The sequence below is a fragment of the Photobacterium pectinilyticum genome (genome assembly GCF_024357955.1).
Lineage (GTDB): Bacteria > Pseudomonadota > Gammaproteobacteria > Enterobacterales > Vibrionaceae > Photobacterium > Photobacterium pectinilyticum.
The window spans coordinates 23,600-39,986 of the sequence record NZ_JANEYT010000009.1 but is presented as its reverse complement, the minus strand read 5'-3'; the positions used below and the strand labels follow the sequence as shown (position 1 = coordinate 39,986).

Annotated in this window: 11 protein-coding genes; 5 read left to right on the top strand and 6 right to left on the bottom strand. The window is 47.8% G+C overall.

Annotated features, from left to right (window positions below):
• Window positions 1–67 precede the first annotated feature (67 nt).
• The 3 genes from NHN17_RS05990 to NHN17_RS05980 form a co-directional block, all read right to left on the bottom strand.
• Complete coding sequence (locus NHN17_RS05990; RefSeq protein WP_255041211.1) at window positions 68–2,020, bottom strand: EAL domain-containing protein; 1,953 nt, start codon at window positions 2,018–2,020, stop codon at window positions 68–70.
• Between the two features lie 218 nt (window positions 2,021–2,238).
• A complete protein-coding gene (locus NHN17_RS05985) occupies window positions 2,239–3,543 on the bottom strand; it encodes a sigma-54-dependent transcriptional regulator (protein ID WP_255041209.1) in 1,305 nt (434 codons plus the stop codon).
• Window positions 3,540–5,366, bottom strand: coding sequence for a sensor histidine kinase (locus NHN17_RS05980; protein ID WP_255041207.1), 1,827 nt, complete (start codon window positions 5,364–5,366; stop codon window positions 3,540–3,542). Before NHN17_RS05980 ends, NHN17_RS05985 begins: the two co-directional genes overlap by 4 nt.
• Window positions 5,367–5,535: 169 nt before the next feature.
• Here NHN17_RS05980 and pdxH point away from each other — a divergent pair, with 169 nt between their 5' ends.
• Window positions 5,536–6,180, top strand: a complete 645-nt coding sequence (pdxH, locus tag NHN17_RS05975) for a pyridoxamine 5'-phosphate oxidase (RefSeq protein WP_255041206.1) — start codon at window positions 5,536–5,538, stop codon at window positions 6,178–6,180.
• 82 nt (window positions 6,181–6,262) lie between these two features.
• Here the strand turns inward: pdxH and NHN17_RS05970 are convergent, their stop codons facing one another.
• The 3 genes from NHN17_RS05970 to NHN17_RS05960 form a co-directional block, all read right to left on the bottom strand.
• On the bottom strand, window positions 6,263–6,436 hold the full coding sequence (locus NHN17_RS05970; RefSeq protein WP_255041205.1) for an addiction module component: 174 nt from the start codon (window positions 6,434–6,436) through the stop codon (window positions 6,263–6,265).
• Between the two features lie 165 nt (window positions 6,437–6,601).
• On the bottom strand, window positions 6,602–7,312 hold the full coding sequence (locus NHN17_RS05965; RefSeq protein ID WP_255041203.1) for a helix-turn-helix transcriptional regulator: 711 nt from the start codon (window positions 7,310–7,312) through the stop codon (window positions 6,602–6,604).
• Between the two features lie 794 nt (window positions 7,313–8,106).
• Window positions 8,107–9,066, bottom strand: a complete 960-nt coding sequence (locus tag NHN17_RS05960) for an AEC family transporter (protein WP_255041201.1) — start codon at window positions 9,064–9,066, stop codon at window positions 8,107–8,109.
• Window positions 9,067–9,656: 590 nt separating this feature from the next.
• Here NHN17_RS05960 and NHN17_RS05955 point away from each other — a divergent pair.
• From NHN17_RS05955 to putP, 4 genes are all read left to right on the top strand, one after another.
• A complete protein-coding gene (locus NHN17_RS05955; protein WP_255041200.1) occupies window positions 9,657–10,448 on the top strand; it encodes an AraC family transcriptional regulator in 792 nt (263 codons plus the stop codon).
• 434 nt (window positions 10,449–10,882) lie between these two features.
• Window positions 10,883–14,020, top strand: a complete 3,138-nt coding sequence (gene putA / locus NHN17_RS05950; RefSeq protein WP_255041199.1) for a bifunctional proline dehydrogenase/L-glutamate gamma-semialdehyde dehydrogenase PutA — start codon at window positions 10,883–10,885, stop codon at window positions 14,018–14,020.
• Between the two features lie 25 nt (window positions 14,021–14,045).
• Window positions 14,046–14,738: an aldehyde dehydrogenase family protein gene (locus tag NHN17_RS05945; RefSeq protein WP_255041198.1), complete on the top strand. Its 693-nt coding sequence runs from the start codon at window positions 14,046–14,048 to the stop codon at window positions 14,736–14,738.
• 138 nt (window positions 14,739–14,876) lie between these two features.
• Window positions 14,877–16,373 (top strand): sodium/proline symporter PutP, encoded by a 1,497-nt coding sequence (gene putP / locus NHN17_RS05940; protein ID WP_255041196.1) that lies wholly within the window; start codon window positions 14,877–14,879, stop codon window positions 16,371–16,373.
• The last annotated feature ends 14 nt before the right edge of the window (window positions 16,374–16,387 follow it).

Below are 16,387 nucleotides of genomic sequence, written 5' to 3'. Positions count from 1 at the left end.
CGGGGTCATTTAATTTACAGTGTAAATCTAATTTACACTGTAAATTAAAATACATTCTCTGACCTATTTAATGTAGATGCGGATGTGTCGGTAATCGCTTATCTTTAGCTTTCTGTTCAGTAAAGAAGCCTTGGAAGCCACTGACAAATAATTCAGATAGCCTCTCAAGCTGTGTTTCTGTTTCTACTCGGGTAGCAATGGTCATGACATTGAGGCTGTGAGCCGTTCTACATACTGACGACAGTAGTTGTTTTTTCAAATCATCGTTGAGCTGATGGGTATACGAAAAATCAACTTTCACGTAGTCGGGGCGGAACTCTTCAAGATAAGCGAGTGATTTGAAATAGCGGCCATAGCCGTCCACGCCGTAGCGAAATTTGTAAAAACGAATGGCTGAGCACAATAAGCCACAAGCATCGGGAGTTCGAATAAAGCATGATTCCGGAATTTCGAAATGCAAACGCTGAGACAGGTGTTGGTTACGCGATAGCATTTGATCAAGCCAGCGGTTGAATGCCGGATCCGTGATACTGTTTGTCGTGAGGTTGATAGAAAATGGTCCGCGGCTCTGGTCACCATTCAAGACATTCACATGGTGGGCAATGACGTGTTTGTCGAGCAACACCCCCGCACCGACATCTTCAATCGCACCGAGAAACTGATTTGCATTGTAGTGTGACTGTTCAGCTTTGAGCGATGAAAAAACTTCGAAATGGAGTGGTTGTTGATGCTCATTGACAACCGGTTGGTACTGATAGCTCATTGCGTTGTTATCGATGGCGTCGAGCAATAATGACTTCCATTGCTGCTTACCGAAACTCGGCACTTGGTGCTGGTTGTCTGCCAACTGTATCGGCTCAGCTGGGTTACGTGATGCTTGGGCCTGGATGTTATCAAGTTGACCTAGGACATGGCTGGCACTACTGGCCTGCTCAACCATCAACAAGCCCAAAAATGCGCTGTCTGTGATTTCACCTCGGTACGCTTTTTCTTGTTGTCGATGCACGTCAAACATTGCATCGGCAACTTGCAGTAACTTGTGTGTGGCGATATTGGGCAGTAGAACCGCAAACTCATCATAGGATAACCGAGCCAGATAAACTTGGGCATGAATGATGTTGGCATTGAGATCGTCGGCCAACTTGCGGGTAAAGGCATCTCCTTTTTCAAAACCATATTGCTGATACACTTCATCGAGTAAGGTTGATTTAAGTAAGATCAAACCACTTTGCTGTGGGTTCTCGAGCCAGGCATTGAGTTGATTAATAAAGTAGTGGCGATTACCAAGACCAGATACTTTGTCTTGATAGGCTTGGGCTTTCAGTTTATTGGCTTCATCGGCTTGTTGTTGAAAAATGTCATCGAGCCGTTTTTTAAAACGTCCGAACATTTTTACCCAGGCCTTTGCCTCAATGCTGTTTAATGTTCCCGGTGGAATTGAAAGCGAGTTATGACCAATAGTCGAAGACTGCAGTGCCAGTTGCGTAAGTGGCTGGAGCTTTCGCTTAAGCAGCACGAACAAAAGCAACAAAATGAGCAGATAGATGCCAGTACCAATCACTACCCCGGGCAGAAGCCTCAGCCAAAATGATGCTGTGATTTTATCGATAGGAACTTCAGCCGTAAATCGGATAGCTTCTTCGCTACTGCCGAACAAGATACGTTGCGATGAGATTGTTGGCCATAAACGAGTTGGTTGCGGAGTTATCTGTGTTGACTGGCTTAATGCCGGAGATGAAAAATGTTGGTTGGAGGCGAGCACCTGTACGTGTGATTGCACCTGCGGGGCGATTTGACCGACCTGGTCCAGCAGCATCGTGTAGTTAGCTTGGATATGATTGTCTTGTATATCCAATAACCCCAAGCGCTGTTCAAAATATGAGGTACTTAATTGCAGTTGTTGCTGAGCCTGCTCGATGAGAGCACCGCGTATACTCAGGGAATGTAAAGCGACAAAGCACAATAACAGGGTGGTGAAAGTACTCGCAACCCAAGAAAAAGTGTAGCGGAATAAGTTCATTGTTGATCTCCGCAAGCTCGAAGAGAAATTAATTGATTGGAACCGTTGAGGCGACTGAGGCTGTCAATTCTAGCGCTCTGGTAAAGGTATCAAAATTTCGCGCTAGCTAGACGTGCAGGGCTGACTAACATCTTGTTTTATGGAGATAGTTCGAAAAAATGTGTAAACCATTCCTGGTTTTCATTTGGCTTTGCTTTATGGTTCCGACAGTGGATGGGCTAGGCTTTAAAATCTTTCTTATCAATGTGATATTTTCTTAGTTTGTCATATAAGGTCTTTCGCGCAAGGCCCAGTTCTTGTTGTACCTCCTTTAGTCTCCCCTGATGGCGATTGAGCGCGTCGTGCAGTACTTTACATTCAAAATCGGCCACTCTTACCGCCAGTGTTGCTGCCGGTGATTGATCACTGCCATGCTGTGGCTGGGTGTCGAGCGCCTTGGCTCCCAACAATGCATAGCGCTCAGCAAACTGCCGCAGTTCGCGCACATTTCCCGGCCAACCTTGTTCAATCAACCACTGCTCTAATCGCGCGTCAATGTGCGGCGGTTCTATACCAAAACGGCTACAGTCCGTTCGAAGAAAGTTATGGAACAGCAGAGCTATATCGTTCCGCCGTTTATGAAGCGGTGGCAAATCTAGTGAGATGAAGCCCAACTTGAAATAAAGACTGTGCAACAGGCCGGCTTGGCTTTGTTGATGGTTGTCGGTATCGGCGCTGACAATAACCCGAACAGCCTTATTTTCTTTGCATAGTGATTCAATGAAATGTTCCAATGCAGGTTGAATTTGTGGCGGTGTTTGGCCGATGTGCTTAAGGTAGAGTGTGGCAAAGTAGGGGGATAGCTTTGTATCTGAACCACATGACTGCTCTGTGATACTCGCGATAAGCTCCCTCAGTTGCACTTCGGCGCCGGTTGCACTGCAATCAATGGTGACAAACGGTTGTTGTGGCTGTAAGCCATGGTCATGGACAAATCGGGCAACGAGGGATTTGCCACAACCACTGGGGCCGTGGATAAAAAGCGGAGTATGTGTTTTTGACTGGTGAGATAAGATCCGCCTCAGCTGTTTGATGGACGGGTCATTGCCTAAAATTCGAGGCCCGGGGCCACTTTGTACTTCAAGCTCTCGGCGTAGCTCCCTATTTTCCAGTACTAACTGACGCTTTTCGCCAGCCCGTTTGACGACATCGAGTAAGTGTTCCGTTGAAAATGGTTTTTCGAGAAAGTCATAAGCGCCGAGCCGCATGGCTTCAACGGCCATTGAAATATCTCCATGGCCGGTGAGCATGATGATGGAAAGCTCGGAATCTAATGTTAGCGCCTGTTTGAGAAAGGTGAGACCATCCATGCCGGGCATGTTGATATCGGAAATAATGACGCCTGGGAACTGATTAGTCAGCTGATCCAGAGCGGGTTTGGCGCTGGCAAAGAGAGCGACATCGTAATCCTCTATCTCGAGTGTTTGGCCAAGGGCATGTCGGACTGACTTTTCGTCATCTATAAAGATAACAGGGGTGTTCATGGTTTGCTCTCGCTCTCTAATGGTAAGCTGAGGGTAAATTCAGCACCTCCGCCGGGGTGATCACTGACGCTGAGTGTGCCATGGTACGCATCGATAATACGTTTGGATATTGTCATTCCAAGCCCTAAGCCATCCTCCTTGGTGGTGTAAAACGGCAAGAAAACCTGCTTTTTTTGTTCTGGACTTAATCCGGGACCATTATCCCATATTCGGCATTCAACCCGGCCTGAATGGACGATTAGCGTGATCCCAACCTGAGGTTCGGAGTGATTCTTGAGTGCCTGAAGGCTATTTTGCAATAAGTTAATCAACACTTGTTCAAATTGCACAGCATCGATATTAATGATTACATTGTCTGGAAAGTCCGCCAACCGAAGTACAACTCCTTGTTTGATTAACGCGTTGCGTACTAACGACAAGGAAGAGCGGATAGAGTCTGCGACATTGGTCCGAGGCGAGGCTTGGTAAAAATTTCGCTTGCGGGCGAAAACTTTGAATCGGGCGATGATGTCGGTGATCAACTGGTTAAGCTCGATGATTTCATCAATATTGCCACTGACCATATCATAACGCTGTTTGGCTAATAGTTTCCGGCTGTTCTCGGCATAGGTCCGAATGGCTGCGAGTGGCTGGTTGATTTCATGATTGATGCTGGCAGAAAGTTCACCCAGCATCGCGAGCTTGGCGGCTTGCAACAGTTCATCCTGGGTTTGTTTCAATTCTGCTTGGCTATGCTCGTATTGGCTTAGGGTGATTTTTAACTGCTGGTTAGTTTCTTGCAACCGTCGGGTACGCTGGCTTACCCGCCTTTCCAACCGACTGTTAAGGTTGGCCAGATCGATCCTGGCTCGGTAGGTTTGCCACCAAGAATGGACCGCGATACATAGCAGGGTGTAGATCAGGACAAACAACAACAGTACCTGCCCCATATATTCAAATGCTTTTGCTTGTGGTGTAAAGCCGAAGATGTACCAGCCAGCTTTATCCATGTCATGCTGAGCGGTGATATAGGTTTGCGACGTAGTAGCGGCAGCTCCATGCAAGGGGATGACGGGCTGCTGGTTGAATGCCGTAAGGTTCTCTGCTTGGGTAAGCGTGGCGATATCTACATGGCCATATTGCCGCGATTGTTTTATTTGTTGCTTCGTGGTGTCGCTTAGCGGTGTCAGCGAGTGATAAAGCCATTGGGATTCAGAGCTATAGAAAATGATTCCCAGGCGATCGGTTATCGCATATTCAATATCATCGTACTGCCAGATGTCGGCGAGTAATGAAAGATCCACCTTGATGGCGAGTACGCCTACAGGCTGTTGGTTTATCGTGACGGGCGCAGAAAAATAATACCCTCGTTTATCTGATCGTGCACCCAACGCAAAGTACTGTCCATTTTGCCCCTTGGCGGCCTGCTGAAAATAGGGACGATAACTGAAGTTTTGTCCTACAAATGAGTCCGGTTGTTGCCAATTGCTGGAAGCTAGCGTGGTGCCATTCATATCAATGAGGTACATAGTGTCGGCACCTAAGGTTTGGCTCCATTGCGCAAGTAGCTGGTTCACGGCTTGGAATTGATCACCAACCGTTGAAACGGGTTTGTGTTTGGTTAGAAGGGGAGCGAGCAACCGCGGATCACGGGCTAAAACATCGGGAAGCTGGTTGTAACGTTCAAGTTGGGTGTCAATTTTTGTACCCAGCTGAGTGACATCCACAATGAGTTTTTCGCTGAGGTGGCGCTGGATCTGTGACAAGGTGGCCCAACTGATGAGCATCGCGCCCACGCTGCCTATTAGCAGGGCAATGCAAAAAAATTTTTTCTTATCCGACATTGGAAGGCCTTTTTTTTCAATGTAACAAATTCAGCAGGTGGAAACGTCGAGCTTGGTTACAGAGTCGCGTGTTGGCTTAGACTGTCGGGCAATTTACTTGTGTTTCAATCAGACAAAGCGCACAATTTCAGCGTTATAAGATACATCCAGAGAATGAGCGGAGATAACAATGGAATTGTCTGATATTCGTCGCGACTATACACAGGGTGGTTTGCGCCGTCATGATTTGCCGGAGCAGCCGGAGCAACTATTCAACACCTGGCTTGAGCAGGCGATAGATGCAAAGCTGACCGATCCCACTGCGATGACAGTGGCGACTGTTGATGAGCACGGGCAGCCTTATCAGCGCATTGTGTTATTGAAGCACTTTGATAAAGATGGGTTTGTCTTTTATACCAATCTTGGTAGCCGCAAGGCGTTGCATTTGGCTGATAACAGCAAAATCAGCTTGCACTTTCCATGGCACCCTCTTGAGCGGCAGGTCCACATTACTGGCTGCGCGGAAAAGTTGTCAAAAATGGAAGTGCTGAAGTACTTCTCGTCACGACCAAAAGAGAGCCAGATTGCTGCATGGGCAAGTAAACAGAGCGCGCGAATTTCTGCCAGACAGGCGCTGGAAAGTAAGTATTTCGAGCTGAAAGATAAATTTGCCAAAGGTGAGGTGCCGGTGCCGACGTTTTGGGGCGGTTATCGGGTAAAAATCAATTCGATTGAATTCTGGCAGGGCGGTGCTAACCGCTTGCATGACCGTTTTTTGTATACCCGGATACAGGATGCAACCCAGCAATGGGGCATTGAGCGCCTGGCGCCTTGATCAAATCCATCATAAACATTTGATCAAGACTGGTATCACTGGGTTTAGACCAAAAAAGAGCAGCTCTTCGCTGCCCTTTTTTTTATGCCGCTAATTGCTGCTGACTAGTCACTATACTTACCCCTTCAGGGTGACGCACTTTAAGGGCTTTTTCGGCGTTAGTGATGGAATCGATTTCACTCACCGCTTGGATTTGGTATTTGCAAGGGATGTTGAAATGCGGGTGTACAACGTAGGTGACAGTAAATTGCTTCATAGTTTTTCCAGCATATCGTTGGCGCTTAGGCCGGTAAATTTAATGACTGGGCGAATTATAGGTAATTGGCCCAGTACAAAAATTGATCTGGAAACAAGCTTTGGATTGCAAAAAGGCAAACTAAGTCTGCGTCTTTTGCGGTTACAAATGACAAAATTGAGCCATCTATTCTTTCAAAATTACCGATAGCTGGCGTTTAAGCATACTTTCGGGGATATGCGAGCCAAAGCCCAGATCTAGCGCAATGTCGATAAGTTCGTTCTTTGAACGGGCATTGAACTTCTCGCGCAGTCGAATGACATAATTCTCTACTGTTTTAACCGAAACACCGAGCACCTTGGCCATATACTGTGGCTTTTTGCCGTAAAGCAGCAGAAAGAGTACTTCAGATTCACGGGTGTTAAGGTTTATGGCGTTGTGGTTGAGGTCAAGATTGAAAGAGGCTTGCTCTTTCGGATCGATACCAGCTGCCCGGCAAATCCAGTGGCCAACTTCTAATACTGCCGTATCTTTGAGTTCGACACCTGAAAAAATGGTTCCGACGACGTCGTTTTCATCGTTTTTCCAAGGGGTTTTAGTGAATAAGTGTGCACGCCAGCTGCCATCGGAATAAGGGTGGATATCCAGTACTCGCATTCTTTTTCCTGATGTCAGCACAAGATTATCTTGTTCCCTGAATGCTTCTGCACATTCAACCGTCGGGCTTGGCATGTCGAAATCGGTACGGCCGATACAATCTAAATGATGATCAACACCAATTATGTTTCCGTATTCGGAATTAGCATAAACGAAGACTGAATCTTTATCTTTACATCCCCAACACCCTGGGAGCTGATTAAATATATGTAGTAAAGAGGGGTCGACTTTATTTTTCACTACGTGTGCCTGAGTTAATAGAATAGAGCAGTTGCAACAGTGAAGTTTAATTGAATAGCTAGAGGTTACAATATCTGAATGACGGATTTTTGGACACATTTGTAAAAAAGATAAAAAAAAGCCGACCTAATAGGTCGGCAAAGACAAGAGTTTGACTCCGAAGAGCACAATCCTGTACGACGTGTAGAAGAGGTACCCAATCAGGTTCATATTCTTTGGTATGAGGGTTTATACCAAAGTGAACCCGCTTGGCATGTATCCAAAGTTGGATACTGTAGGCAGAAAGCGGTAAAACCGTCTTTCTGTCGACGGAAAGTACTATAACAATAGTGTGATAAGCAGGTAAGGGGGGAAATCACCTATTGACAAAGGTGTGGCAATGTGATTTTTGGGTTTTTTATGTTCGCTATAAAACATCGTGCATAAAAATGATTAATTGGAAAAATGTTTCATTTTCAGCGCGATTAATTTTGGCTGGTTGATTGAAAACGATAGATTATTCAGATGATTTGCATAACTTTCAGCCTGTTTTGATGCACATTTTTCGGTAATAAAATAGACAGTAATGTGTTGTGAAAGTAGGTCTGCCTAGCTATGCATATACCTGCAATCATAAGGTTTTATATTCAAAAGAAACCGCTAAAGTGTAACTATATTTATTTGTTTAAGCTGACTGTTTTTGAATAGGATTACTCTTTATTACAAATGGCTAATTACGCAGTGTAATTAGCCATCTGTAGCACCGCAATATCCTCTTTATTTTTAAGGGTAAATAAGACGGCAGTGACTTTGACTTAATTGACGTAATTAAACGTTCTAAGCAAAGTGATTCCTAAACTACTGGTGAATATCGATCCTAGCGTGGTAACGGCAATAATATTTGCTGCGAGGTAAGCGTTACCTCCCATATTTCTTGCCATAACATAGCTGGCAGCAGCTGTTGGGGCGGCACTCATCAGGAAGATAAGTCCGAGTTCGAGTTCCCTAAAGCCCAATCCAATACCTGCAAGGGTAATAAATAGCGGAGCTATCACGAGCTTTCCTATGCTGGCATACTGAGTATTCGCTGGCTCCTGCCGCAACTGGTTGAAATTTAGGCTTGCACCAGTACACAACAATGCCAGTGGCAATGTCATTCCTGCAAAGTACCCACCGGATTTAGTGATGAGTTCCGGTAGCGGAATGGCAAAAATAGAGAATGGTAGCGCGCAGATTATGCTGATGATCAGCGGATTCTTGATAATGGAGCGTAGCAGGAAGCGAGTATTGAGGCTTGGTAAATTTGGATTAGAGCGAGACAAGGTGATCACTGCAAGGATGTTATACGCGACAGTAATGACGGCTACGTATAACGAACCAAGGGCAAGACCATTGTCGCCGAAGGCATTACTGGCATAGGCAAGGCCGATGATACCGGTGTTGGCCCGAAAGGCACCTTGGACCACGACGCCGCGATCTATCTTCTGCTTGATTGTTCGCTTTGCCAATAATTCGAACATTAGATAAGTGAGAATATTCGCAGCCAGTGCAAACAGTAATAAATCAGGATTTCCTATTTCAGATATGTTGGAGCGGGAAACGCTCAGGAACAGCATTGCTGGTAAGGTAAGATTGAAAACCAGTTTGGAGCCGGTCTCTATAAATGCTTCCGTCAGCATACCGATACGTTTGAGGTAAATCCCTAATCCCAGCATCAGAAATATAGGGCCGGTGATGGAAAATGAATAATGTAGTTGTGCAAGCAGCTCTGTCATGATCGCCTATTCCTAGTATGAAGGCTATTTGTAACACAATTAGCCTCAAGATTGGAAACATGATCAAGGATCATTGTTTCGATCTATTTCTTATCGGCAATCAAAGATTGGCAACCTACTGAAAATATACGGAACGATGATCAAGAGGTGTGTCATAACGGGCAATGTAGTTCCGACTGGAACGATGATCAAGTTAGATCGTGATCTTGGCCTTTTTCCCAGAACGATGATCAAGAGAATCTCTGTTATTGACTGTTGAAAGTGCCAGCAGCTAGCCAAGGGAGCTTGGCCAATTGCACTCTTTTTAATTTAAAGCGTTGAAAGTATATCCGTTTTATATGATGGGAATGAATTGGTCTTTTGGGCTTTGTTAGCTAACAAATCTGATTGCTGGTTTTTAAATCAACAAAATAGAATCAGAATCACACTGGCCGTAAAATATCCCCACTTGATCATGGTTCCGATATAAGTCAATGGATTTCAAGATGAACGGTAATGATTGCTTAGCTGGTGTGGGCTGGGTATAGCTATTGGGGGAATTATGGTACTATCGATCTACGAATCACTGTCATATTCTTCGATCATTTAGCATGAAAGAAAAGCTAAACACGCCAATGTTCAAACCTTCTGAAATCGTTACATTGCCGGCGCAGATGGATCACCATAACCATGGCTATAACCAGGTGGTGATTGGTTTATCAGGGCAAACAGAATTTGATATCGAAGGAGCGGGTAATCTGGTATGTCCCGGTCAGGGATGTTTGGTAACGGCAGACTCAGAGCATGCCTTTTCCGGTGTTGGTAATAATGAAATTTTGGTATTGAATGTTGCTAATGAGCAATTTCAGGCATCTTATTCTCAAGATCATATTGCCCAGTTGTTTGATCAATCGGGTTATTTCCACCTTGACCGCCAAGCACAGCACCTCATTCAGGCCCTGACTGCTGAGATGGCTGCCCATCCAGATGATTTGCTGCTCAGCAGAGCATGTACCGATACTTTGATGTGTGTGCTGCATCGCCACTTCAAGCCGCTGAAACTTGATCGCCAAACCTACCGGTTGAACATGGATGTGATTGATCAATATATTCTTCAGCACCTGACCCGAAAAATTTCTGTTTCCCAGTTGGCTGGCTTGGTCTTTTTGGGGGAAAGTCAATTTCATCATCTGTTCAAAGAGCAGACAGGAGCCACTCCTCACCAATATGTATTGAAAAAGCGGCTAGAACTGGCAAGGGAGCTTATTGAAGAGTCCCTGCTAAGTGTTGCGCAAGTGGCCCAGAGTACAGGCTTTGCCAGTCAGAGCAGTTTTACCCAAGCCTTTACCCGATTGTATGGCAAGCCGCCAGCGCGCTATCGCCGTGACAACCCCGCAAATTAATCTGATCATCAATATCTACCCATTTGTTGAAAACTTGTAGCATTCCTTCTCTGGTCTAACTGTTTTTCCTATTTGATATTCCCTTTAAGCTACACATCATGCTGATGAGTAGCTTCACTGTGCACATCCAATGTCTGAGCTTACTCTATCATTGTTCCGTTCTCCCTTGATCATCGTTCTGGATTTGTGTGATTTTTCAGCAGTGTCAGGCTTTGGGTTACGGGAAAATGCATATTTTTTAAATAATTCCCGTCGAACTTTGTTAAAAGCCGGACTTTTACTAAAAAGTATCGGAGAATATAGCAAGACTATCGGAGTGTTGGAAAATAAAATCCCCTTACTGGTAACACCGATGTAACAATTTTCTTGGGTAGGGGCAGTCAGTAACTGAAAATGCTGTTTACCTTATCCGGTACACTATTGAGGGAATCACTATGTTCAATGCGGCAGAAGTACTTCAGCCTGATTTTATTGAGCGTCCACTGGATGAGCTCTGGTCTCAGATTTCGCCACTGTACAGTGTGGATGAATCACAATGGCTGGGTCAGTTGATGCCGTTGGCTGAGCCAACAGCGCAAGAGCGGAAGTTTACATCTGACCAAGCCACCAGCCTGATCGAGCGGGTTCGATCCGATCAGAACGCGATCCAGATGATTGATGCTCTGCTGCTTGAATATAGCTTGGACACCAAAGAAGGGATTTTGCTGATGTGCCTGGCTGAAGCGTTGATGCGTATTCCAGATGCCGCCACGGCCGGTGCCCTGATCCGTGACAAACTCAGCGTGGCAGATTGGAAGTCGCACCTGAAAAGCTCCGATTCGTTATTTGTTAATGCGTCTACCTGGGGTCTAATGCTGACTGGTAAAGTGGTTAGCCTGGATGCCAAGGAAAGTGGCGCACCAAGCCATGTTATTAACCGCCTTGTTAACAAAATGTCTGAGCCGGTGATCCGCCAAGCCATGAATCAGGCGATGAAGATCATGGGTCACCAGTTTGTCCTTGGCCGTACCATTGCTGAAGCGATGAAAAATGGCAAAAGTAAACGTGACCAAGGCTTTACCTATTCCTTCGATATGCTGGGTGAAGCTGCTCTAACCGCTCAGGATGCCCAGAAATATTTCAAAGATTATGTAATGGCTGTTGAGGCGGTAGGTCGTGACAGCTATGCCAGCGAAAGTGGCAGTAATACCCGCTCACCAGACCCAACGGTTTCCATCAAGCTTTCAGCCTTGCATCCACGCTATGACGTGGCTAACGAAGCCCGCGTGCTGGATGAAATGTACGAGTCGGTGTTGTCGCTGCTTAAGCGCGCCCGCGAACTCAATGTCGGCATTACCATTGATGCCGAAGAGGCCGATCGTCTTGAGCTTTCATTGAAGCTATTCGAAAAACTCTACCGCTCTAATGACGTGAAAGGATGGGGACGCTTTGGCTTGGTCATACAGGCTTACTCTAAACGCGCTTTGCCGGTGCTGGCGTGGTTAGCTGCATTGGCTAAAGAGCAGGGCGATGTTATCCCGCTACGTTTGGTCAAAGGGGCTTATTGGGATAGCGAACTGAAACTGTCTCAGCAGAGTGGTTTTAGTGGCTATCCTGTATTTACCCGTAAGGAAGCGACCGATGCGTCTTATCTGGCTTGTGCCCGATTCTTGTTGGCCCCTCATCTTAATGGTCTGATTTATCCGCAGTTTGCCAGCCATAATGCCCATACGGTATCGGCGGTAATGGCGATGGCCCAGTCACACCGCAACTTCGAGTTCCAGCGTCTGCATGGCATGGGGGATGCACTGTATAACCATGTGATGAAGATGCACCAGACCAACGTCAGGATCTATGCCCCGGTTGGTAGCCATAAAGATTTACTGCCATATTTGGTCCGTCGCTTATTGGAAAACGGTGCGAACAGTTCGTTCGTCCACCGTTTGGTTGATGCCAACTGCCCGGTAGAAAGCCTGATCCAGCACCCGGTTGATACCTTAAAGTCACGTCCTACGTTGCACAACAGCCTGATCCCGTTACCGCCGCAGATTTTCGGAGACGAGCGTAAGAACTCTGCTGGGGTCAATATTGAGATTGCTTCGCAGTGGCAGCCATTTAATGAATCTGTTCAGGCATTTGCCCAGCATCAATGGCTGGCCGGCCCTATTATCAATGGGGTTGCAGTAACGGATAGCGAAAACACTTTTGCCGTGACTGCGCCCTATGATCGTCGCGAGAGCGTGGGAACGGTGGCCTTTGCTAATCAAGAACAGGTTAAACAAGCAATTGCTATCGCTGCGGGTACTTTCCCGCAGTGGTCGGCCTGCCCTGCTTCCGAGCGTGCAGAGTGCTTGCAGCGTCTGGCAGATTTGCTGGAAGCGCATACTGGTGAACTGGTGGCTTTATGCCATCGCGAAGCGGGTAAAACGATTCAGGACGGCATTGACGAGATCCGCGAGGCGGTGGACTTCTGCCGCTTCTACGCCAATCAGGCATCGGAGGAGTTTGCCCAGCCCAAATCTGTAATGGGCTTTGACGGTACAACCCGTCAGCTAAGCTACCAGGGGCGCGGTGTGTTCGCTTGTATCAGCCCGTGGAATTTCCCGTTGGCAATTTTCCTTGGTCAGGTGTCTGCGGCGCTGGCTGCGGGTAATACCGTGGTGGCCAAACCGGCCGAGCAAACTTCGCTTATTGCTTTTAGAGCGATTGAGCTGATGCTTGAAGCCGGTGTTCCTGCTGGCGCTATCCAGCTGTTGCCGGGCACCGGTGCCGAGGTGGGAGCGCCATTGACCGCTGATACCCGTATTGCCGGGGTGGCGTTTACCGGTTCGACAGAAACGGCCCAGCGGATCAACCGTAGTTTGGCTGCCCGAGATTGTGAGCCGGTTCCGTTTATTGCCGAGACCGGTGGCCAGAATGCCATGATTGTCGACAGTACTGCCCTGCCTGAGCAAGTGGTGCGCGATGTGGTGCGTTCGGCTTTTGCCTCTGCGGGTCAGCGTTGTTCGGCACTGCGTGTCTTGTTTATTCAGCAAGATATCGCCGATAGGGTGATAGGCCTGATTAAAGGAGCAATGGCTGAGCTGTCGGTGGGACGCCCTGAGCTGCACAGCACTGATGTTGGCCCGGTAGTCGATGCCACGGCCCGCGACAAGCTGTTAACCCATATCCAGTCGCTGAAAAACCAAGCTACGTTAGTGGCACAGGCTACGATTCCAGCGACTTGCCAGTACGGTGATTTCGTTGCACCGTCGGCGTTTGAAATCCCTTCTATTGATGTTCTGGAGAATGAAAACTTTGGCCCAATCTTGCATATCGTTCGCTTCAAAGCCAACGAGCTTGATCAGGTGATCGACCAAATCAACCACACGGGTTTTGGCTTGACGATGGGTGTACATAGCCGCAACGAGCGAACCTACAGCCATATCGAGCGCCGTGCCCGTGTCGGAAACTGCTACATCAACCGGGATCAGGTGGGTGCGGTGGTTGGCGTTCAGCCCTTCGGTGGACAGGGACTGTCGGGGACTGGCCCGAAAGCGGGTGGCCCGCACTACCTGTACCGCTTTACCCAAGATTGTGTTGAAGCCCAATAACCGTCGAGAAATTTAAGGAGTGATCATGACGATTCAAACATTGGTAAATACAAGCTCGGCGGCATGGGAAGGCTGGAACAACCTAGGCTATGAAGCGCGTACCCGTATCTTGCGTCATTGGACCGATCAGCTGGCAACTGAATGCCGTGCCATGGTGGAGTTTCAGTGTCGTCATGCTGAAGAGCATGTGGCTCAGACCTGGTTGATGCCGGGTCCAACCGGTGAAACCAACGAGCTTTACTGTGCCGGACGTGGCAGCTTTATTGTCACCGCAGACAGTGATACACCGCTGGTGGCAGTGGTTGGCCAGTTGTCCGCTGCATTGGTGACGGGCAATACTGTGTATGTCTGCTTAGCTGCAGATTACCCGGTAAAAGCGAAAGATTTGGCCGCACAGCTGGAGCAAAGCGGCTGTGCTGGCGGGGTGATCACCGCTATCGATAACGATCAGCTTGCTGACTTGGCCAGCCACCCTTCGGTGGCTGGCGTGGCCTATGCTGGCAAGCTGTCAACGACCCAGGCGCTTGCGCGCCAACTTGCTGCCCGAACCGGTTTGCTTGCTCAGCTTATCAGTGAGACTGATACCGACAAGCTTCCTGTTATCGGCAGTCCAACATACTTACTGCGTTTTGTGACCGAGAGAACACGGACCATCAACATTACAGCGGTTGGCGGTAATGCCACCTTGCTCGAGTTGGGGAGTGGTGAGGAACACTAACCGAGGGTTGGGCCGCTAAATACGGGGAAACTAGCTTGCAACCTGCGGGCGGCCAATTAACAACCCATCGCTGATTTCAGCGTTATAATCAAATCGCCCTGCAATGAACAGGGGGCTTTAAGTGAGGGAACTCAAAAAATGATAGAGAACAGCTTTGCTATTACAGCAACGTTCATCGCCTACCTGATTGGTATGCTGGCCATTGGCTACATCGCCTATAAGCGTACGTCAAATTCAGCCGATTACTTCCTCGGTGGACGCACGTTGGGGCCTTGGCCTGCAGCACTGTCTGCTGGGGCATCGGACATGAGTGGCTGGTTGCTACTGGGTCTGCCTGGCTACGCTTATGCGGCGGGTATCGAGTCATTGTGGCTGGCTGGCGGCTTGCTACTCGGTACATGGCTCAACTGGCTGATCTGTGCCAAACGTCTGCGTACATACAGTATTACGACCGACAATGCGCTGACCATCCCTGAGTTTTTGGCCCGCCGATTCAACGATAAATCCAAGTTGCTCCAAACTATTTCAGCATTCTTTATCTTGCTGTTTTTCCTTTTCTATACCAGCTCGGGTTTGGTTGCCGGTGGTAAGTTGTTCGAGACGGTCTTCGGTCTTGATTACACTATTGCGGTCGTTGTCGGTACGGTGTGCGTGGTCTCATACACCTTGTTCGGTGGTTTCCTCGCCGTATCTTGGACCGACTTGGTACAGGGCTTGTTGATGTCGGCGGCGTTGCTGATTGTGCCTATTGCTGCGATGAACGGTAGCCCGGGCGATCTGGCAATAGCACTGGAAGCGAAAAACCCTGAGCTGATGTCCTTGTTCAACGATGTGAAGGGGGAACCGCTATCGGCCATTGCGATTATCTCGCTGGCTGCTTGGGGTCTAGGGTATTTTGGTCAGCCGCATATTTTGGCGCGATTTAAGGCAACCCGAAGCAACGCTGATATCACTACCGCTCGACGCATAGCGGTTGGTTGGACTGCCCTGTCCATGGCTGGTGCTGTATTGGTGGGTCTGGTGGGGATCTTGTTTGTTGATAACCAGCTAGCCGGTAACTTGGATGACGGTGAACGTATCTTCATGTTACTGGTGAACTCGATGTTCCACCCTGTGATTGCCGGTATTTTGCTTGCCGCGATTTTGGCGGCGATCATGAGTACGGCGGATTCCCAGTTGTTGGTGTCATCTTCGGCGTTGGCAGAAGACTTCTATAAGCAGGTATTCCGTCCGCAAGCAACCTCTGAAGAGATTGTCACCGTTGGCCGTATTGCGGTTATCGTCTTGTCGATTGTTGCCCTGATGCTGGCAATGAACCCAGACAGCACTGTACTTGGTCTTGTGTCATACGCATGGGCAGGCTTTGGTGCGGCATTCGGCCCAGCATTGCTGCTGAGTTTGTTCTGGAAAGAGATGAACCGTAACGGCGCACTGGCCGGTATTATCACCGGTGCACTCACCGTGGTGATCTGGAAACAGCTGACCGGTGGTATTTTTGATCTTTACGAAATTGTCCCAGGCTTTATCTTTGCCACAATCACCATTGTTGTGGTGAGCAAGATGACCGGTGGTGCGTCGGAAGAAGTGGAAGCACAGTTCGACACTTACCAGAATAATTTGGTTGAGTTTAAGTAATCGTTTTGGCGTAA

Bases quoted from the DNA above. Each gene is read 5' to 3' on its own strand.
- NHN17_RS05980 (WP_255041207.1), bottom strand. From the start codon at position 5,366: ATGTCGGATAAGAAAAAATTTTTTTGCATTGCCCTGCTAATAGGCAGC.
- pdxH (WP_255041206.1), top strand. From the start codon at position 5,536: ATGGAATTGTCTGATATTCGTCGCGACTATACACAGGGTGGTTTGCGC.
- NHN17_RS05990 (WP_255041211.1), bottom strand. From the start codon at position 2,020: ATGAACTTATTCCGCTACACTTTTTCTTGGGTTGCGAGTACTTTCACC.
- putA (WP_255041199.1), top strand. From the start codon at position 10,883: ATGTTCAATGCGGCAGAAGTACTTCAGCCTGATTTTATTGAGCGTCCA.
- NHN17_RS05970 (WP_255041205.1), bottom strand. From the start codon at position 6,436: ATGAAGCAATTTACTGTCACCTACGTTGTACACCCGCATTTCAACATC.
- NHN17_RS05945 (WP_255041198.1), top strand. From the start codon at position 14,046: ATGACGATTCAAACATTGGTAAATACAAGCTCGGCGGCATGGGAAGGC.
- NHN17_RS05985 (WP_255041209.1), bottom strand. From the start codon at position 3,543: ATGAACACCCCTGTTATCTTTATAGATGACGAAAAGTCAGTCCGACAT.
- NHN17_RS05960 (WP_255041201.1), bottom strand. From the start codon at position 9,066: ATGACAGAGCTGCTTGCACAACTACATTATTCATTTTCCATCACCGGC.
- NHN17_RS05955 (WP_255041200.1), top strand. From the start codon at position 9,657: ATGAAAGAAAAGCTAAACACGCCAATGTTCAAACCTTCTGAAATCGTT.
- putP (WP_255041196.1), top strand. From the start codon at position 14,877: ATGATAGAGAACAGCTTTGCTATTACAGCAACGTTCATCGCCTACCTG.